The organism is Oryzomonas rubra (assembly GCF_008369015.1).
Taxonomy (GTDB): Bacteria; Desulfobacterota; Desulfuromonadia; order Geobacterales; family Pseudopelobacteraceae; genus Oryzomonas; species Oryzomonas japonica.
Map to the genome: position 1 here is coordinate 207,577 of NZ_SRSD01000001.1, position 17,996 is coordinate 225,572.

At 55.8% G+C, this 17,996-nt stretch carries 17 protein-coding genes; 12 read left to right on the forward strand and 5 right to left on the reverse strand.

The window, feature by feature from the left end; translation table 11 throughout:
• Positions 1 to 58: 58 nt before the first annotated feature.
• The gene (locus ET418_RS00940) at positions 59 to 910 is read right to left on the reverse strand and encodes a MipA/OmpV family protein (protein ID WP_149305699.1); all 852 of its coding nucleotides are present in this window, start codon (positions 908 to 910) and stop codon (positions 59 to 61) included.
• A gap of 226 nt (positions 911 to 1,136) precedes the next feature.
• Between ET418_RS00940 and ET418_RS00945 the strand changes: the two genes are divergently transcribed.
• On the forward strand, positions 1,137 to 1,856 hold the full coding sequence (locus tag ET418_RS00945) for a response regulator (protein ID WP_149305700.1): 720 nt from the start codon (positions 1,137 to 1,139) through the stop codon (positions 1,854 to 1,856).
• Positions 1,853 to 3,214 (forward strand): sensor histidine kinase, encoded by a 1,362-nt coding sequence (locus ET418_RS00950; protein ID WP_149305701.1) that lies wholly within the window; start codon positions 1,853 to 1,855, stop codon positions 3,212 to 3,214. Before ET418_RS00945 ends, ET418_RS00950 begins: the two co-directional genes overlap by 4 nt.
• 66 nt (positions 3,215 to 3,280) lie before the next feature.
• Here the strand turns inward: ET418_RS00950 and ET418_RS00955 are convergent, their stop codons facing one another.
• The 3 genes from ET418_RS00955 to ET418_RS00965 form a co-directional block, all read right to left on the reverse strand.
• Positions 3,281 to 4,801 (reverse strand): B12-binding domain-containing radical SAM protein, encoded by a 1,521-nt coding sequence (locus ET418_RS00955; protein WP_149305702.1) that lies wholly within the window; start codon positions 4,799 to 4,801, stop codon positions 3,281 to 3,283.
• 215 nt (positions 4,802 to 5,016) lie between these two features.
• Positions 5,017 to 6,192 carry a class II aldolase/adducin family protein gene (locus tag ET418_RS00960; RefSeq protein WP_149305703.1) on the reverse strand — a complete coding sequence of 392 codons (1,176 nt, stop codon included), beginning with the start codon at positions 6,190 to 6,192 and terminating at the stop codon, positions 5,017 to 5,019.
• Complete coding sequence (locus tag ET418_RS00965) at positions 6,192 to 6,956, reverse strand: M23 family metallopeptidase (RefSeq protein ID WP_246152889.1); 765 nt, start codon at positions 6,954 to 6,956, stop codon at positions 6,192 to 6,194. Before ET418_RS00965 ends, ET418_RS00960 begins: the two co-directional genes overlap by 1 nt.
• A gap of 242 nt (positions 6,957 to 7,198) precedes the next feature.
• Here ET418_RS00965 and ET418_RS00970 point away from each other — a divergent pair, with 242 nt between their 5' ends.
• The 9 genes from ET418_RS00970 (at position 7,199) to amrB (ending at position 14,326) form a co-directional block, all read left to right on the forward strand.
• A complete protein-coding gene (locus tag ET418_RS00970) occupies positions 7,199 to 7,843 on the forward strand; it encodes a PilZ domain-containing protein (protein ID WP_246152892.1) in 645 nt (214 codons plus the stop codon).
• Positions 7,844 to 8,103: 260 nt separating this feature from the next.
• Positions 8,104 to 8,442, forward strand: coding sequence for a P-II family nitrogen regulator (locus ET418_RS00975; RefSeq protein ID WP_149305706.1), 339 nt, complete (start codon positions 8,104 to 8,106; stop codon positions 8,440 to 8,442).
• Positions 8,443 to 8,487: 45 nt separating this feature from the next.
• Positions 8,488 to 9,900 (forward strand): type I glutamate--ammonia ligase, encoded by a 1,413-nt coding sequence (gene glnA / locus ET418_RS00980; RefSeq protein WP_149305707.1) that lies wholly within the window; start codon positions 8,488 to 8,490, stop codon positions 9,898 to 9,900.
• 128 nt (positions 9,901 to 10,028) lie between these two features.
• Positions 10,029 to 10,712 carry a site-2 protease family protein gene (locus ET418_RS00985; RefSeq protein ID WP_149305708.1) on the forward strand — a complete coding sequence of 228 codons (684 nt, stop codon included), beginning with the start codon at positions 10,029 to 10,031 and terminating at the stop codon, positions 10,710 to 10,712.
• A gap of 148 nt (positions 10,713 to 10,860) precedes the next feature.
• Positions 10,861 to 11,847, forward strand: a complete 987-nt coding sequence (gene trpS, locus ET418_RS00990; protein WP_149305709.1) for a tryptophan--tRNA ligase — start codon at positions 10,861 to 10,863, stop codon at positions 11,845 to 11,847.
• A gap of 28 nt (positions 11,848 to 11,875) precedes the next feature.
• On the forward strand, positions 11,876 to 12,691 hold the full coding sequence (locus ET418_RS00995) for a segregation and condensation protein A (protein ID WP_149305710.1): 816 nt from the start codon (positions 11,876 to 11,878) through the stop codon (positions 12,689 to 12,691).
• A gap of 2 nt (positions 12,692 to 12,693) precedes the next feature.
• Positions 12,694 to 12,792 (forward strand): MscL family protein, encoded by a 99-nt coding sequence (locus ET418_RS01000; protein ID WP_420819506.1) that lies wholly within the window; start codon positions 12,694 to 12,696, stop codon positions 12,790 to 12,792.
• An 83-nt stretch (positions 12,793 to 12,875) separates the two neighbouring features.
• Entirely contained in the window at positions 12,876 to 13,484 is a 609-nt protein-coding gene (gene scpB / locus ET418_RS01005; protein WP_149305711.1) for an SMC-Scp complex subunit ScpB, read from the forward strand.
• A 38-nt stretch (positions 13,485 to 13,522) separates the two neighbouring features.
• Positions 13,523 to 14,326, forward strand: coding sequence for an AmmeMemoRadiSam system protein B (gene amrB, locus ET418_RS01010; protein ID WP_149305712.1), 804 nt, complete (start codon positions 13,523 to 13,525; stop codon positions 14,324 to 14,326).
• Here the strand turns inward: amrB and ET418_RS01015 are convergent, their stop codons facing one another.
• Positions 14,327 to 14,947, reverse strand: coding sequence for a DUF2269 family protein (locus ET418_RS01015; protein ID WP_149305713.1), 621 nt, complete (start codon positions 14,945 to 14,947; stop codon positions 14,327 to 14,329). It abuts the gene before it with no gap.
• A 431-nt stretch (positions 14,948 to 15,378) separates the two neighbouring features.
• Between ET418_RS01015 and ET418_RS01020 the strand changes: the two genes are divergently transcribed.
• On the forward strand, positions 15,379 to 17,916 hold the full coding sequence (locus tag ET418_RS01020; protein WP_149305714.1) for a bifunctional aconitate hydratase 2/2-methylisocitrate dehydratase: 2,538 nt from the start codon (positions 15,379 to 15,381) through the stop codon (positions 17,914 to 17,916).
• Positions 17,917 to 17,996: the final 80 nt, after the last annotated feature.

The following is a 17,996-nucleotide window of genomic DNA, read 5'->3' on the forward strand; positions in this document are numbered from 1 at the left end:
TCTACTCCTACTTCATGTGGTGCACTTACGAATAGAAGCTACCTGGCGTGTATTCCATTCAAAAATGATATCCCACCAGCGTGACTATGCCGGCGTTTATGTTCGTTGCGCTGATAGGGCTGGATGCGGCGTCGCTTAGCAACCTTTTGACCCGGCCATCGCCCGATACGAACCAATTCTTGCCAATCGAATACGTTACGTTAAGCCCGACGCTGGCATCCTTCATGCCGGCTTTAGCCTTGTAGGCCGAAAACCGCGACCGTGCCGCCTGTTCAGGGGTAACGCCGAAGTAATCCTGCATGTAGTGGTCGTTGGCCCAGGTCGTACCGACCTTTGGCGTCAGTCGCCAGTCCTGGCCGAGTTGAAATGGCATCGAAAGGCCGCCCTGCACGAGTACACCGTCGTTAGTGCTGCCGCCGATCAATTTGGTAGCCGAGGCATCGAGTACGACCAAGGGTATATGTTGAAAAGGATGCACGTCATATGAAGCAAATGCCTTGAGACCCATAGCTGCTTTGATATCGCCCAATCCCGCCAGACGGTGATCGCTCGATGACATACCTAACAGGTTCTTGCCGTTTTCCTTGCGGCCCGGATCATAGGTCAGTCCCGCACCATAGCGGAACCCCCCACTCTTATGATAAAGTGACAGGCCATCGATGCCAAGGGATACGGTATCGCGCCACGTGACGGCGACCACGGGTATCGGCGAGGCCTGGTAGTGTGTGCTTCCCTCATAGACGGGGCCTGCAGCGAGGCCGAGACCAAGCGAGACATCCCAGTCGCTTTTGTCTTCATTTCCAGAATCTTCCGCCTGCGCCATCGCCGGGATGGAAAATGAGAGTACGAGTGCAACCACGGATGTAATGAGCAGATTCATTCCAGCTACGGGCACTATTTTAAACAACATTTTGTTCTCCTTTTGGTCGGTGTTGCATTTTTGGATTCACGGTTTCTTTGAACCGGTTGCTTCCGGCTCGCAGCGGTCGCAGTGCAACGTAACCTAAAGGAATATTGTGTATGAAGAATGTCTGTTTTCGTACAACGCCGATATATTGTGTCTGACTTGACACAAATTACTGATCTTCAGACATATCACCGTGGATTTATGATGGTAAACTTGAGGTATGAGAGAGATGCCGCAGCTTTTGATTGTTGATGACGATGAGGAAATCTTATCGTTGCTGACCAAGTTTTTCAGCCAACATTACCATGCCGTCACGGTCGCCGGGGGCGGGGCGGAGATGTTCAAGGCGTTGGAAAACCACACCTTCGATCTCATCATCCTGGACGTCATGTTGAAGGGTGAAGATGGGTTTAGCCTGTGTCGCCGTTTACGGTTGATTTCGAAAATTCCCGTAATTATTTTGACGGCAATGGGTGACCCGACTGACCGTATTGTCGGACTGGAAATCGGGGCGGATGATTATCTGACCAAGCCATTCAATGCCCGCGAACTTCTCGCCCGCGTCAAGGCCGTGTTGCGCCGGACATCGGAAGCACAAGTCAATCCGAAAGCTCTCTCGACCGAAACACGGCCGGTGCTTTCTTTCGGAAAATGGCGGTTGGATGTCGCCAAACGTGAATTACGATCAGCCACCAATGTCCTTATCCCTCTTTCCGGCGGTGAGTTTGATCTTTTGCTCGCCTTTGTCGAACACCCGCAGCACGTGCTGAGCCGCGAGCAACTCCTTGATTGGACGGGTGGCATTAACCATGATGTCTATGATCGGAGCATCGACACGCAAGTAAGCCGGTTGCGCCGCAAGCTGGAAACAGATGCGAAAACGCCGGAGATTATTCGAACTATTCGCAATGGCGGCTACATGTTGACAACAGCGGTGCAGCGCGGATGAACCGTATACATTGGCCTCGCGATACCATCGCACGGAGATTCGCCCTTACGATTGTGTTGGCGGCGCTGACAACGATAGGGCTCAACCAGATATATTTTAATGTCGAAGGCGTGTTGGGATTACCTCCCATCGGAAGGCCCGAACTTCTTGATCAAGCCCGCATAGTCACAAAACTTATAGAGGCTGCGTCGCCGCCGGCACGGCCTCGATTGGCGGCGTCTACCGGAATCAAAGACTTTCAGGTCGATTGGTATGCGGACCGGTCCCACGTCGTGCCTTTGTCTGAAAACGCCAGGGAAGTCACCTTTTCCCCGGAAGCAATCCAACGATTCCGTGGGGATACCAAATGGAATGTTGCGTTTTTCGAGTCTGAAGGCAACATCGCAGCACCTTCAAAAAAACAGCACGCCCTTACCAAACCGGAAAAGATCTTCATGGTAGTAGAGCTCCACGATAATAGCTTGGTCGTCTTTACGGCCCCCCGGCAGAATTGGGAGCTTGCGCATGCCAAGCGCATAGGCATTGTTTTGACGCTACTGATATTCTCTGTCGTTGCCCTGTCCCTTATCGCGGCGCGTCAGTTGGCAAAGCCGATAGAGCAATTTTCCGAAGCCGTGCGCCGGTTCGGCGCCGATACCCGCGCACCGCAGATGTGCGAGGCCGGCCCGCAGGAATTGCGCGTCGCCATTAAAGCCTTCAACGCGATGCAAGCACAGATACAGAAATTTGTTGCCGACCGCACCTCGATGTTAATGGCCATTTCTCACGATTTACGAACGCCGCTCACCCGCATGCGGTTGCGCGGGGAGTTTATCGAAGACGCTGAACAACAAACCAAACTGTTTCGCGATGTCGATGAAATGCACGCAATGATCGACGCGGCTTTGGATTTTTTCCGTGACGATGCCGAAACCGAACAGACAACGCAGTTTGATTTGTCGGAGCTACTGCGTACCATACGGGACGATTATACCGACCAGGGAATAGATATTCCCTATTACGGCCCGGAACATCAGGTGTATTTAGGGCGTCCCATGGGCTTGAAGCGCGTTTTCACCAATTTGATCGACAACACCGTGAAATATGGCACGCAGTCCGAGATCGAACTCACCTGCCTTGAAAAGGCAATCTCCGTCGCTATTAAAGATCGCGGCCCCGGCATCCCTTCGGAATTCCTCCAACAAGTCTTCACGCCGTTTTACCGGCTGGAAGGTTCGCGCAGCCGCAAAACCGGCGGAGTCGGCTTGGGGCTGACAGTTGTACGAACGGTCGTTCACAGTCACGGCGGAGATATTGTGCTCAGAAACAGGGATGGTGGCGGGCTGGAAGCGGTCATTACACTTCCATTTTCAGGTTAGGTTCATAAATTCCTTTGGGTAATCCCCGGTCTTGCCGGGGAACCCCCTAGGTTTAACTGCCCGTGATCAGGTATGCTCGATACCGCTTGCGTCGAACATGCCGTTCCAGTTCATCTTTTCCGTTATTTTCCGAAAGTGGTAGCCATAGATGGCAAAGGTGATGGCAAGCGGGAACAGGCGCGGCCGCCTGAAAAGGGACCAGAAAAAGAGCTTCCAGAACTGGAGCCGCTCTTTGCCGATTACCCCCAGCATGACGATGGATTTGAAGAACGCCCCGTAATAACCGGGCTTCACATGGAAGCTCCCCCGCTTGAGAGGCCGGTACTCGCGGAGAAAACCGGTCACCCTTCGATAGTAGTTCTTTGGGGCGTAGATGCTGGTAAGGATGCTCCGATAGCCGTTGATGAGTGTCTCCGCCTTCATGCGGGGGATAAAGTTGAGGGCGACGGCCGTGTTGTTGCCGGAGGTATCGCCCAATAACCTGCCTTCCTTGAAGAGCCGCTGGTGGAGCTTGGTGCCGCGCAACGCGGTGAGCATCCCCACCATGGCCGTGGCGATGCCGCTCTCTTGGATAAAGTGTATCTGCCGCTCGAAAATCGACAGGGGATCGCTGTCGAACCCCACGATAAACCCGCCTTGGACCTGCAACCCGGCGTGCTGGATTTTTTTGACGCACTCAAGGAGGTTGCGATTCTTGTTCTGAACCTTGCCGGTTTCGCTCAGGCAGTCCTCATTCGGGGTTTCTATGCCGATGAACACCTCTTCAAAGCTGGTCCGCACCATGAGGTCCATGAGGTCCGGGTCGTCCGCCAGATCGATGGAAACTTCGGTAAAGAAGGCAAAGGGATGGTTGTGCCGCTCCATCCATGCGAGCATGGCCGGGAGGGTTTCCTGCTTCAGCTTGCGTCTGTCGCCGATGAAGTTGTCGTCCACAAGGAATATCCCGTCACGCCACCCCCACGCATAGAGAGCGTCGAGTTCCCCGGTCAGCTGCGCGGTGCTTTTGGTACGCGGCTTGCGCCCGAACAGCTGGGTAATATCGCAGAACTCGCAGTCGAACGGGCAGCCCCGGGAATACTGGATATTCATGGCTGCATATTTTGAGGGATCGATCAGATTCCAGAGCGGGATGGGGGTTTCCCGCATCTCCGCCCATTGGTCGGAAACATAGCTATGCTCCGCTTGACCGCACTCAAGGTCGTCAAGGAAACGGGGAAGGGTGACCTCGGCCTCGCCCAGCACCAGGTGATCCGCCGAATCAAACTCGGCCGGGGCGGCGGTGAAGAGCGGTCCACCCACGACGGTTTTGGTTCCCAGGCTTTTGCAGCGTGCCAGGACATCGTTGACCGATTCCCTTTGGACCGTCATGGCGCTGATGAAGACATAGTCCGCCCACAGGATCTGCTTGTCGGAAAGCGGTTGCACATTCATATCCACAAGCCGCTTGTCCCACGCGGCGGGAAGCATGGCGGCCACGGTCAAGAGGCCAAGGGGTGGGAACGCGGCCTTTTTCCCGATGAACTTGAGTGCGTGGCGGAAACTCCAGAAGGTGTCGGGGTAATGGGGGTATACGAGAAGAATTTTCATGCTTGCTGCCTTTACGGTGTTCCGGGCGGGGGTGGTTGCGGGTGGAAGGTTAACCTTTTAAAAGGATACAGCAGTTATGGAAAATGCAATGTAAATCTATTGTAATATTCCTGAAAAAAGCGTGTGTCTCGGAGGCGCTTACGGGAGGGAAAAGGGCATGGCTGCCGCAGGGGAGAGGTGCCTCTGCGATTTGCTGTATTTTTGGCAGATGGCGATCATGAACCGCCATATCTTTCGTCGAACCTGCGGAAATACTCCTCCCGGCACCAGTTCTCCACATCCACCAGTGCCTGGAAGGCCTCTGCAAAGTCCGCACGCCCAAGCGTGAACACCCCATGTCCATAGACGATGGCCCGACCCGGCCCTCCGATGACCGGCGGAACGTTCTTTGCTATCCCTCCGGCGCCGATCTCACCCGCCACCACGGGGGTACCGCCCATGACCCTTACCCTGGGGCACTCTTTCCAACAGTCGGTTATGGGGCAGTGTTCCTTCTCGTCGCAGAGCATGCTCATGACCACGGCGAAGCGGGGGTGGCCGTGCAGGATGGCGCGGCAGTCGGCGGTTTCGAAGATGCGGCGATGGGCAACCAGTTCGCTGGAGGCGGTGATGCCGACTGTGGAACAGTCTTCAAAGGGGACCGGGTCGATGCAACCCGCCAGTTCGTCCAGGCTGGAAGCGGTCTGGGAGATGTAGAGCAGATCGCCGTTGGAATAGGAGATGTTGCCGAAAAACGAATCGACCAGGCCCCGCTCCACCGTATAGCGTCCCACCCGCGCCATCTCGTCGAGGATATTTGCCTTGTCTCGCAGGGGGCCGTTTCTGAAGATCAGCCCCTCCGCCGTAAGTCGCGCCAGCCATTTTGTGCGGAAGTGATCAAAGGCCTGGGCCTCGTCGGGCAGCTTGAAACCGTCCTGCAACACGTCCTCCAGATACTTGATGAACGTGGAGTGGAACACGGAGGACCAGTTGATGAATGCCTGTTCGACGGTCAGGGCGCCGCTGGCCACGATGCCGATGCCTTGGACGATGACGCCCTTGCGGTTGCCCAGCACGTGGGCGATGGCCCCCACGGGATCGTCGCCGAGATCGCTGTGGCGCAGGATCGGGATGTCGTGCAGAAAGGTACGGGTTTCGGTATCGCGCGGCACGATCTCCTGCTCGTTGTTCCCGGCACGCTGCAACAAAAAATCGGCGAAGGGGAGGGCCGGTGCTGCGGCGCAGAGCGCCAGGCAGTTGAGCCGTTCAAGAACAGCTGACGCCAGGCGGGCCAACCCGACGTCTCCCGCGGCGATCACGGCGTCGTCCTGGGCGGCAAAGGCGATCCGGTCCGGAAGTGCCGAGCGGTCGGAGATCAGCTTACGACTGTATTTCCCTATCTGATCGTACATCAGGGAACGGAGGTGGGGATGTTGGTAAAGAGAACCGAACCGTCGGCCAGAACCTGTTTGCGGAAACTGCTCCTGTGCTTCGCCGCCGCCAGGTGCGTCCTGGGCAGGGGCATGGTGCTGCCGGGCATGAAGGCCGGTGTGACGTTGACGCCCGCCTGCCACGCCTCGAAATGGAGGTGGGGCCCGGTTGACCGTCCGGTACTGCCGGACAGCGCAATGGTCGTATCGGCGTCAATCTGCTGTCCCTGGGCGACCAGCAGACGGCTGTTGTGACCATAGAGCGTGACCATGCCGTTGACGTGTTCGACCAGCACCGTGTAACCGTAGCCGGAACGGAGGCCGCTGTAGACGACGACCCCCGGTCCAACCGCTTTGACGGCCGTTCCCTCGGGGATGGCGATGTCGACGCCGTTGTGGTGGCGCAACCTTCCGTCGATGGGATCGATGCGCATACCGACCCCTGAGGTTATTGTCCCGCCTACCGGCGGCAGGTGCGGTTCAAAACTCGCCGGTGGCGTTTCCCGGGGATTGATCGAGGCGTTGACGGTCTTTTCCACGACCTCGTTCAGGGAAACATCCCTGACTTTTTCGTTTTTTGCGGCCTTCTTTTTCTTTTTGGCCAACGGCGTCCCATACTCCTTGATGACGACCTTGGCCGTCTTGTTCTGGGGAGCATCGGTGAACGTCTCAACGCCGTCAACCGTAACGAAACGGTAAATATCGGCGCGGCCCTGCCCGGGCAATGCCGGGATGGATGCACACACCCATAATATTACAAGGGGTTGTATCCTGAACAATGGAAATGTGCGCCGATTGTGCATAATTGTTTCCATTAGTGCTTGTCGTTCGAAGGCATTTCTGTTAAAAAAAGTCCTGCCCGTTTATACAACAGTCGCGCGTTTTCTGCAATTCAATCAATTCCCCGGGGAATTTTGTGATGTTCCAGTATTTTGACAAAATCGTTAAAGGGACCGAGCGCGAAGATTCCTTGGTAATCATTCAAAATATGAAAGAACTGATTGGGACGAGTTTTTCCTTTCTCAATTATTATAAAGAAATTCCGGTATCCTACGATGCCAAGTTGGTCAACGTTGATAATGAAATGGCTGAATTCGAAGTGCATGAGTACCAGGCAAAGGTCATTACCCTGGAGCATAAGGCCCTGATTCGCTCCCATGAAAAATTTTCCTTCCGCGAAGATATGTTCGGGGAGGCTTTTTACGTCAACGTTGCCCGGAAAAAGGTCATACTCTGCAACTTCGGCTACGCCAAGATCAGGTCGGATATGCGCCGCTTTGTCAGGGTCGTGCTCGACAGGCCGCTTGAAGCCGAAATGATCGTTGCGGAGGATATCCTCAAAGGAGGCATCAAGGATATCTCCCTTGGTGGTGCCTCCATAGACGTCATGTCCAAGGAACAACTGCCCACGGGGCTCGACATCAATATGTTTCTGAAGCTCCCCGATATTGCCAATGGTTCGATACACGAGGTCGGGGTTGCCGCAACGGTGATCAAAGTGACGGGGGATGAAGCCCCCTACAATTGCTTTGTGGAATTCTACCCGGAAAAACACTCCCAACAGCAGATATCCTACTACATCAACCAGCGTCAGGTTGAAATAATCAAAGAGCTCAAAGAACAAACGTTGTAATCTGGAATCGCCATGCTGCCTTCTTTGTGGGCATGTTCCTGTGATGGTGCTTTGTTTTTGTGCACCACGGTCTCTCCGGTCCGTGGTGTCGTTTTATCCAGTAATTGTATCTATATGATATTATTAGAATTTATATGTGTTGATTTTGGCAAAGTGTTTGCAAGAATAATCAGTGGAATGCAGCAGCTTACCGCTTGCAATTTGACTGATAATTCATATAATCTCCCCTGTCCAATTTCAAGAAAGGGAGGGTCACGCGTTTGAAAAAAGTCGAAGCTATAATCAAACCGTTCAAGCTTGATGAAGTTAAGGAAGCTTTGAATGAGATCGGCGTGCAAGGTATTACCGTCAGCGAGGTCAAAGGTTTCGGCCGTCAGAAGGGACATACCGAGTTGTATCGCGGCGCCGAATATGTCGTGGACTTTATCCCTAAGATCAAGCTCGAAATCATCGTATCGGATGCGATTGTTTCCAGAGTCGTGGAAGCCATCGAGCAATCCGCCAAAACCGGCCGGATTGGCGACGGCAAGATATTCGTGACATCGGTTGAGGCCGTGATTCGCATCAGGACCGGCGAAACCGGTGAAGACGCGCTGTAAGGCACAAAAGCGGTTTATTACATATCCCCCCGAAAGGAGAAACTGATGACCCCGAAACAAGTAGTAGATTTTGCCAAAGAAAATGGCGCACTGATGGTAGATTTCAAGTTTATGGATTTTGTTGGTATCTGGCAGCATTTTTCCACACCCATAAGCGAATTCGGTGAGGATATATTTGAGGACGGCCTTGGATTCGACGGTTCTTCCATTCGTGGCTGGCAGCCCATTCATGCTTCCGACATGATCATCATCCCCGACGCCACCACCGCCAAAATGGATCCGTTCACCGCTCTTCCGACCCTGTCGCTGATCTGCAACATTTTCGATCCGATCACCAAGGAAGGCTACAGCCGCGACCCGCGCAACATCGCCAAAAAGGCTGAGGCATACCTCAAGTCCACCGGTATCGGCGACACGGCCTTCTTCGGCCCGGAAGCCGAATTTTTCATCTTCGACGACGTGCGTTACGACTCAACCGCCAACCAGTCCTTCTACGCCGTTGACTCGGTTGAAGGCGCCTGGAACTCCGGCCGCGAAGAATTCCCCAACCTGGGCTACAAGCCGCGCCACAAGGAAGGTTACTTCCCGGTTTCCCCGACCGACTCCCAGAACGACCTGCGTAACGAAATGGTCATGGAAATGCAGAAGGTCGGCATTCAGGTCGAGTGCCAGCATCACGAGGTAGCCACCGGTGGCCAGGCCGAGATTGACATGCGTTTCGACGCCCTGGTCAAGATGGCCGACAAACTCCAGTGGTTCAAATACATCGTCAAGAACGTCGCCTACCGCAACGGCAAGACCGCTACGTTCATGCCCAAACCGCTCTACGGCGACAACGGTTCCGGTATGCATTCGCACATGTCCATCTGGAGGGACGGCACCAACCTGTTTGCCGGCGACAAATACGGCGGGCTTTCCCAGATCGCCCTGTACTACATCGGCGGTATCATCAAACACGCCAAGGCCCTGTGCGCTTTCACCAACCCGACCACCAACTCCTACAAGCGTCTGGTGCCGGGCTTCGAGGCTCCCGTGAACATGGCTTATTCCAGCCGTAACCGTTCGGCCTCCCTGCGTATCCCGATGTTCTCCACTAACCCCAAGTCCAAACGCGTCGAATACCGTACGCCGGACCCGTCCTGCAACGGTTACCTGGCCTTTGCCGCCATGCTGATGGCCGGCCTCGACGGCATCGAGAACAAGATTGATCCGGGCCAGCCGCTGGACAAGGACATCTACGGCCTTTCTCCGGAAGAGCTCAAAGACATCCCGTCAGCGCCGGGCACCCTGGAAGAGGCGCTCAAATGCCTGGAAGAAGACCACGACTTCCTGCTCAAGGGTGACGTCTTCACCTCCGACGTTATTGAAAAATGGATCGAGTACAAAACCGAAGCCGAAGTCAACCCGGTCCGTATGCGTCCGGTACCGATCGAGTTCCAACTCTACTTTGACATCTAGGCTGTGCACAGCGGTATAGCAACACCAAAGAGGCGGGATTTTCCCGCCTCTTTTCGTTTTTGCTTCAATTGACTTTACACGGTCACTCTGTTAGAAAGACAGTGGTTATCAAGTTTTAAAGGATGTTCATGGAAAATTTTCTCTTTAAGCTCTCCGTCATGCTTGTGCCGGGTATGCTGGCCATTGTCTGCCATGAGGTCTCCCACGGTTTCATTGCATGGCGTTACGGAGATCCGACGGCGCGCATGCTCGGTAGGCTGACCCTGAATCCGTTCAAACATATCGATATCATCGGCACCCTGATGATCTTCTTTATCGGTATCGGCTGGGCCAAGCCGGTCCCGGTGAATTTTTCAAATCTGCGTAATCCCAAACGCGATATGATCTGGGTGGCAGCAGCCGGACCCATAACCAATCTCATTCTGGCGACTGTTTCCGCTTTTTTGCTGCGCGGGCTGGTTGCTGTCGACAACTCGATGGTTGCACAGGGTTCGACCCTCTCCATGCTGGTTGAGCCGGTTGCCCTTATGCTGGCTTTCTCGGTCTACATCAACCTGCTGCTGGCGATCTTCAACATGATTCCGGTGCCACCACTTGATGGCGGCAGGGTTTTGGTCGGGCTTCTCCCCTATCGTCAGGCGTCTGCATGGGCTCGTATTGAACCGTTTGGGATGGTGATCATAATAGTACTGGTATTTTTCACGAATATTTTTTCCTATGTCATCTCGCCCATTCTCAACGTGGGGGTCCATATGCTGGCAGGACCGCAGAGCGGCTTGGTATTGGGTGTTACGCAACTCATGATGCGTTAGATTACGGGAAATCGCTTTTTGCCCCGGCCTTGTAACACTCAGAATTTCTTGGGTGAAGCCGCGCTGTTATGCCTCTGCATAATTCCTCGACAATCGTACCGGGCCGAAAACTCACGATTTCCATACTATAATTTCTGGGAGCACTACAATGGGTACACAGCAGCGTATTGTCAGCGGCATGCGGCCGACCGGGAAACTGCACATCGGCCATTATCACGGAGTATTGGAGAACTGGATCAAGATTCAGGACTCTTTCGACTGTTTTTTCTTTGTAGCGGATTGGCATTCATTGACCACGGAATACGACAATACCGCCGGTATCCGCACCAGCATCCACGAAATGGTGCTGGATTGGATCGGTTTTGGCCTCGACCCGGCCAAGAGCGTCATTTTTCGCCAAAGCCTGGTGCCGCACCACTCCGAACTGAACCTGATCCTGTCCATGATTACGCCGGTCTCCTGGCTGGAACGCAATCCGACCTACAAGGAGATGCTGGACAACCTTGCGGCCAAGGACCTCTCCACCTTTGGTTTCCTGGGGTATCCGGTGCTGATGGCGGCCGATATCATTCTCTACAAGGCGACCCGTGTGCCGGTGGGGCACGACCAGTTGCCGCACCTTGAAATTACCCGCGAGATCGCCCGGCGTTTCAACTATCTGTACGGCAATGTTTTTCCCGAGCCCGAGGCCTTCCTGACCGAGACCCCCAAGCTGCTCGGTCTCGATGGCCGCAAGATGAGCAAATCATACGGCAACTCCATCTACCTCTCCGATACGGCCGAAGAAACCACCAAAAAGGTCTTGTCCATGATGACCGACCCTGCGCGGATTCGGCGGAGCGACCCCGGCGATCCCGATGTCTGTGTGGCCTTTAATCTCCATCGCATCTACGTGCCCCAGGAGAAGCTGGACGAGATCATCCCGGCGTGCCGCAATGCCGCCATCGGCTGCGTGGAGTGCAAAAAAATCCTGGCCGAGTGCATGAACGAACGCTTGGCGCCCTGTAGGTCAAAGCGGGCAGAGCTGGCCACCCGCCCCGATTTTGTGAACGATCTGTTGCAGGATGGCAGCCGTCGGGCATCGGAGATCTCCGATGCCGTCATGACCGAAGTCCGTGAAGCCCTGAAGATCTGACCATGGCTCTGGATTTGGCGCACTACCGATGAATCCGGCCCGGGAGGAAAACCCCACACTTCTTGACGGCTTCCGCGATGGCTACAGCGTTCATCTCGATAAGTTCGACGGACCGCTGGACCTGCTGTTACATCTGATCCGCAAGAATGAGGTCGATATCTGCGATATTCCCATTGCAGACATCACCCGTCAGTACCTGGACTACATCAAATTGATGAAGGTACTCAACCTGGATGTGGCCGGAGATTTTCTGCTGATGGCTTCCACGTTGTTGCACATCAAGTCCCGCATGCTGCTGCCGCCGGATGATGAAGAGGAAAGCGAGGAAGAAGAGGGGGACCCCCGGGCCGAACTGGTGCGGCGTCTGTTGGAGTATCAGCAGTACAAAGAGGCCGGCATGGTCATTGGCGCCAGGGCGCTTCTGGGGCGCGAGGTCTTTACGCGCGCCTGCCCAGACCCTGCGTTGTCTACGGCCCGCACGGAAGAGGGGCCGCTGGAGGTGTCGCTGTTTGAGCTCGTGGATGCCTTCCGCGCCCTCCTGGCGCGTATTCCGAAGGAAAGCTTCCATGATGTCGCCCCCGGCGACTCCCTTAATATTGCAGACTGTATCAATGAAATACTTTCCCTGCTCCAGGATCGTGATACACTTCAATTCGATGAGCTCATCAAAGACGAGTTGACCAGTGAACGGGTCATCGTCACCTTTCTGGCCCTCCTGGAACTGTGCCGTCTTAAACTGATCCGCATCTTTCAGAATGGGGAGTACGGCGCCATCTGGTTCGTTCCTGCCGTTGCCCCGGAACAAGCGGGGAGTGCCGAAGAAGCCGTTCAATCTCCCGCGTAAAGGTGGGGGGAACCATACTGAAGGAATTCGGGGAATTTGCGCTTACGGGCAATGTTATCGACCTGGCGGCAGGTATCACTATCGGTGCGGCCTTCAACTAAGTGGTGCAATCGCTGGTGAACGACATCGATTGCATCTGCGACTCCGTGGCTCTGTGGCCCAACTCACGTCTTAAGGTTTGACCATGTCTTTGCCTGCTATTATCGAAAGTATCATCTTTGCCGCCGATGCGGCCCTGTCCCTCGACCGGCTCTGCGAGATGCTGCCAGAATACGAACGTGGCGACATCAAAACCGCCTTGACCGAACTGGCCGAGTTCCATGAGGGGAGGGGAGGGGGCTTCGGGCTCGTGGAGGTCGCCGGTGGCTGGCAGTTCAGGACCCATCCGGTATTGCAGGAATACGTCGTCAGGCACATAAAGGCCAAAACCGCCAAATTTTCTCAATCGGCTCTGGAAACCCTGGCCATCATCGCCTACCGCCAGCCGCTGACCAGGGCCGAGGTGGAGCACCTGCGCGGCGTCGATTGCGGCGGCGTCCTCAAGTCGCTTTTGGAAAAGAAATTGGTCAAAATTCTTGGCAAAAAGGATATCCCCGGCCGGCCTCTGATCTATGGAACCTCTAAAGAATTTCTTGAAGTATTTGGCCTTAAAGACTTGAAAAGTTTGCCAACTTTGCGAGAGATTCAGGCTCTTGACGAGACCCCCCAGTTCGAACGTCAAGAGGAGTTGCCGCTGGAGCCGGATCAGGTCCCTCCGGTCGATCGTTCGCTTTTATTTGACGATCCGGAATAACAGGGCATAGACAGCATGATAAACGCAGGAGGTATGCCATGCAGCGTCATGCGGCAGTTGCGGGACAGTTCTATCCTGGTACGCGGGAACAGCTTCAAACCATTTTGGCCGAGTTGGTCCCGCATGTGTCGAAAAAACGGCGTGCCTTGGGCATCGTCGCACCCCATGCCGGTTACATTTACTCCGGGGCCATTGCCGGCAAAGTCTATGGCCGGATCGCCATACCCTCTACCATCGTGATCATAGGCCCCAACCACCATGGCGCGGGAGCGGCCGCCGCCCTCTATCCTGAAGGGGAATGGTTGACACCCCTCGGCTCCATCGCCATCAACCCACGTCTCAATGCGCTGTTGCAGCACCATGTCCCCTTTGTGGAGACCGACAGTAGCGCCCATCGTTTCGAACATTCCCTTGAGGTTCAGGTTCCCTTTATTCAACATGCGCGTTCCGACGCCACCATGGCGGCGCTTTGCCTTGGCCATGGCGATTTTCCGGCAGTGCAGGCGATCGGCAAGGGGATTGCTGCGGCAGTGCGGGAGTACGGCGGGGACGTGCTGATTGTGGCCAGTTCGGACATGACCCATTACGAATCGGCCGATTCGGCTCGGCGCAAGGACGAATTGGCGTTGGCGCGTGTCCTTGCCTTTGATCCGGAAGGATTGCTGAAGATCTGCCACAGTGAGCACATTACCATGTGCGGCGTGGTTCCGGCGGCGGTCATGCTGGTGGCGAGCCGCGAATTGGGGGCCACCCAGGCCGAACTGGCTGCCTATGGAAACAGCGGCGATATTACCGGAGACAACAATCAGGTGGTGGGGTATGCGGCGGTTTCGGTGTGGTAGTCAGGGCGACTGATTGGCATCGAGCGAGCGTCGCGCATTGGCTGCGATCCTGGCGCGCAGGCGTATGGCCTTTTTGGTGGTACCAAGAGGCACGAGATGCTGCAGGTCGTGTTCGCCCGCCAAAAGTTCCAGATCAGGCTTGAAGATCGATACGATTACCAGCAGGACCAGGGCTGCTATCTGCAGGGAAACCGCAACGATTCCTTTATGGAAAAGCTGCTGGTAATCGACGCTCTGTGTCACGTCGTCCCGAAGGATGTCCGAAAAGTGCGCCAGATCCCTCATCCAGGGATTGAGGTAGGCTATCCCCACATAGATGACAGCCAGGGTTCCGATCCACTTCATGATTACCCAACCATGCTTGAAGAAACCCCATTTCGATGTGAGGCAGAGGAACGCGCCGCTCAGAAGCGACAGGGCGGCCGCCGGTCCTATGAGCACATCGTCGATGGTCGTGATGGCGGAATTGAAAGCGAACAACTCGTCGCCATTAATGGTGCGCCGGTCGTTGTTGAGGATTATCACGACGGCTGATACGCCGCCGACCCAGGCACATGAAGCAAAGGTATGAAGGGTTCTCAGCAGGAGCTTTGCCCTATGGCTGTACAGAAGCTGCATCATGCAGTGTGTTCCTTCCCGGGTGCAAACAGCGGATATGTCCCTTCGGGGTTACTAATGAGCAAGGACAGTGCCCATATTGAATGTATGCGGTTTACGTTTTAACTATCCATTATTGTTATATATTTAATTATTATATAAGTATGCCGTTTTCATTATAGAGAGACCACAATGGCACACTAATGACTGCAAGGCTTGCTTCGAAGGTTAGTAATGCATGTCTCAAGGTGGTGGTCTGGCTGGTTTTTGTTGCTTGCAATGATTTGTGAGACGTGCGTGACACACTAATCTTTGGAGTGATATTTGAAGCGATATGGGGCTGTAACCAATTGACATTGACCAATTTGAAGTGTATACAGTATGCATTTTACGAATGAGACGTGATGGCAAAGACAAATAACGACCGCAGTATATATCCCAAAGGAGGATGTCAGATGATCGAAGCCTATTTAGCTCACGAAAAAGAACGGGCGGCTCAGGGAATCCCCGCCTTGCCGCTCACTCCCGAACAGACCGCCGAGCTGTGCAAGTTGCTGGTCAAGCCCCCCAAGGGAAAAGAACAGTTCCTGCTTAATCTGATTACCAACCGAGTTTCCCCGGGCGTTGACCCGGCTGCCAAGGTCAAGGCCGAATTTTTGGCCGAGATCGTCAGCGGCAAGAAAAAATCTCCTCTGATCGATCCTGTTGCCGCTATCAAACTGCTCGGCACCATGATTGGCGGCTACAACGTGGCACCGCTGGTAGAGGCCCTGAAAGACAAAAAACTGGCCGACGAGGCCGCCAAGGCGCTCTCCCACATCACCCTGGTGTATGACGCCTTCGACGAGGTGGCGGCAATGGCCAAGGCCAAAAACGCCGCAGCCGCCACGGTGCTCAAATCCTGGGCCGATGCCGAGTGGTTCACCAGCCGTAAAGGCGTGCCCGAGACCATCAAGGTCAAGGTCTACAAGGTGGACGGCGAGATCAATACCGACGACTTCTCGCCCGCCGGCGACGCCTGGAGCCGCCCCGACATCCCGCTGCACTCCCTGGCCATGGGCAAGACCCGCTTCAAGGACGGCCTTGCCACCATCGCCAAGTTCCGCAAGGAAGGCTTTCGGGTCGCCTTCGTGGGCGATGTGGTCGGCACCGGCTCTTCCCGCAAGTCGGCCTGCAACAGCGTGCTCTGGGCCATCGGCGACGAGATCCCCTGCGTGCCCAACAAAAAGACCGCCGGCGTGATCATCGGCGGCGTCATCGCCCCGATCTTCTTCAACACCGCCCAGGACTCAGGCGCCCTGCCGCTCAAAGCCGACGTGACCGGCATGAAAACCGGCGACGTGATCGTGATCGACACCAAGAAAGGGGTCATCACCGACGAAAAGGGAAAGAAAGTCCTCTCCAAACTGACCATCACCCCCAACACCGTGCCCGACGAATTCCGCGCCGGCGGCCGTATCCCGCTGATCATCGGCCGCGCCGTGACCGACAAGGCCAGGAAGGCCTTAGGCCTCAAACCGACCACGGACTTCACCCTGCCGGACAACCCCAAACCCAAAGCCAAACAGGCGTATTCCCAGGCCCAAAAGATGGTCGGCGTCGCCTGCGGCGTGACCGGCATCCTGCCAGGCACCGCCTGCGAACCCAAGATGACCACCGTCGGCTCCCAGGATACCACCGGCCCCATGACCGCCGACGAGCTGAAGGAACTGGCCTGCCTCAAGTTCCAGGCCCCTCTGTATATGCAGTCCTTCTGCCACACCGCCGCCTACCCGAAGCCGGCCGACGTCAAGATGCACAAGACCCTGCCCGGTTTCACGGCAGAGCGCGGCGGCGTAGCCCTGCGTCCCGGTGACGGCGTGATCCACTCCTGGCTGAATCGCCTGCTCCTGCCCGATACGGTCGGCACCGGCGGCGACTCCCACACCCGTTTCCCTATCGGCATCTCCTTCCCGGCCGGTTCGGGCCTGGTGGCCTTTGCCGGCGCCATGGGCTTCATGCCGCTGGATATGCCCGAATCAGTCCTGGTACGCTTCAAGGGTAAGCTCAACCCCGGCATCACCCTGCGCGACGCGGTGAACGCCATCCCCTACTGGGCCATCAAACAGGGGCTTCTGACCGTGCCCAAGAAGAACAAGGTCAACATCTTCAACGGCCGCATCCTGGAGATGGAAGGGCTGCCCGACCTGACCGTGGAGCAGGCTTTCGAGCTGACCGACGCGGCTGCCGAGCGTTCGGCCGCCGCAGGCTGCATCCAGCTCTCCGAGAAATCCATCGCCACCTATCTGAAATCCAACGTGGCCCTTATGAAAAAACTGATCGCCGATGGCTACTCGGACAAGAAGACCCTGCAAAACCGCATCAAGGCCGTTGAGGCATGGCTCAAGAAACCGAGCCTGTTGAAGGCCGACAAGGGGGCCGAGTACGCGGCGGTGATCGAGATCAACCTGGCGGATATTACGGAGCCGATTCTGGCCTGCCCGAACGACCCGGATGACGTCAAACTGCTCTCCGAGGTGGCCGGCGACAAGATCCAGGACGTGTTCCTCGGCTCCTGCATGACCAACATCGGCCACTTCCGCGCCGCCGCCGAGATCTGGCGCGGCAGCAAATTCAACCCGGATGTCCGCACCTGGATCTGCCCGCCGACCCGTATGGATCAGCAGCAGCTCAAGGACGAGGCCTACTTCTCGGTCTTCAGCGCCTTCGGCGCCCGCATCGAGATCGCCGGCTGCTCGCTCTGCATGGGCAACCAGGCCCGCGTGCCGGACAAGTCCCACGTCTACTCCACTTCGACCCGCAACTTCGACGACCGCATGGGGGACGGCGCGCGCGTCTACCTCGGCTCCGCCGAACTGGGAGCGGTAACGGCACTCATGGGCAAGCTGCCCAAACCGGCGGAATATATGAAGATTTACAAGGAAAAGATCGAGCCGAACAAGGAGAAGATCTATCGGTATCTGCAGTTCGACGAGATGCCCGAATACAAGTAGGGTAGTGTGAGGAAATGCTTGAGGCTGAAAGGCCGATGGCGTACTATGACCCCCCGTTCCGGCTTGCCGGGGCGGGGGGT

Excerpts from the sequence above, each read along its gene's own strand:
- ET418_RS00985 (WP_149305708.1), top strand. The coding sequence starts at position 10,029 with ATGGAAAATTTTCTCTTTAAGCTCTCCGTCATGCTTGTGCCGGGTATG.
- amrB (WP_149305712.1), top strand. The coding sequence starts at position 13,523 with ATGCAGCGTCATGCGGCAGTTGCGGGACAGTTCTATCCTGGTACGCGG.
- ET418_RS01015 (WP_149305713.1), bottom strand. The coding sequence starts at position 14,947 with ATGATGCAGCTTCTGTACAGCCATAGGGCAAAGCTCCTGCTGAGAACC.
- ET418_RS00940 (WP_149305699.1), bottom strand. The coding sequence starts at position 910 with ATGTTGTTTAAAATAGTGCCCGTAGCTGGAATGAATCTGCTCATTACA.
- ET418_RS00970 (WP_246152892.1), top strand. The coding sequence starts at position 7,199 with ATGAAAGAACTGATTGGGACGAGTTTTTCCTTTCTCAATTATTATAAA.
- ET418_RS00955 (WP_149305702.1), bottom strand. The coding sequence starts at position 4,801 with ATGAAAATTCTTCTCGTATACCCCCATTACCCCGACACCTTCTGGAGT.
- scpB (WP_149305711.1), top strand. The coding sequence starts at position 12,876 with ATGTCTTTGCCTGCTATTATCGAAAGTATCATCTTTGCCGCCGATGCG.
- trpS (WP_149305709.1), top strand. The coding sequence starts at position 10,861 with ATGGGTACACAGCAGCGTATTGTCAGCGGCATGCGGCCGACCGGGAAA.
- glnA (WP_149305707.1), top strand. The coding sequence starts at position 8,488 with ATGACCCCGAAACAAGTAGTAGATTTTGCCAAAGAAAATGGCGCACTG.
- ET418_RS00950 (WP_149305701.1), top strand. The coding sequence starts at position 1,853 with ATGAACCGTATACATTGGCCTCGCGATACCATCGCACGGAGATTCGCC.
- ET418_RS00995 (WP_149305710.1), top strand. The coding sequence starts at position 11,876 with ATGAATCCGGCCCGGGAGGAAAACCCCACACTTCTTGACGGCTTCCGC.
- ET418_RS01020 (WP_149305714.1), top strand. The coding sequence starts at position 15,379 with ATGATCGAAGCCTATTTAGCTCACGAAAAAGAACGGGCGGCTCAGGGA.
- ET418_RS00960 (WP_149305703.1), bottom strand. The coding sequence starts at position 6,192 with ATGTACGATCAGATAGGGAAATACAGTCGTAAGCTGATCTCCGACCGC.
- ET418_RS00945 (WP_149305700.1), top strand. The coding sequence starts at position 1,137 with ATGCCGCAGCTTTTGATTGTTGATGACGATGAGGAAATCTTATCGTTG.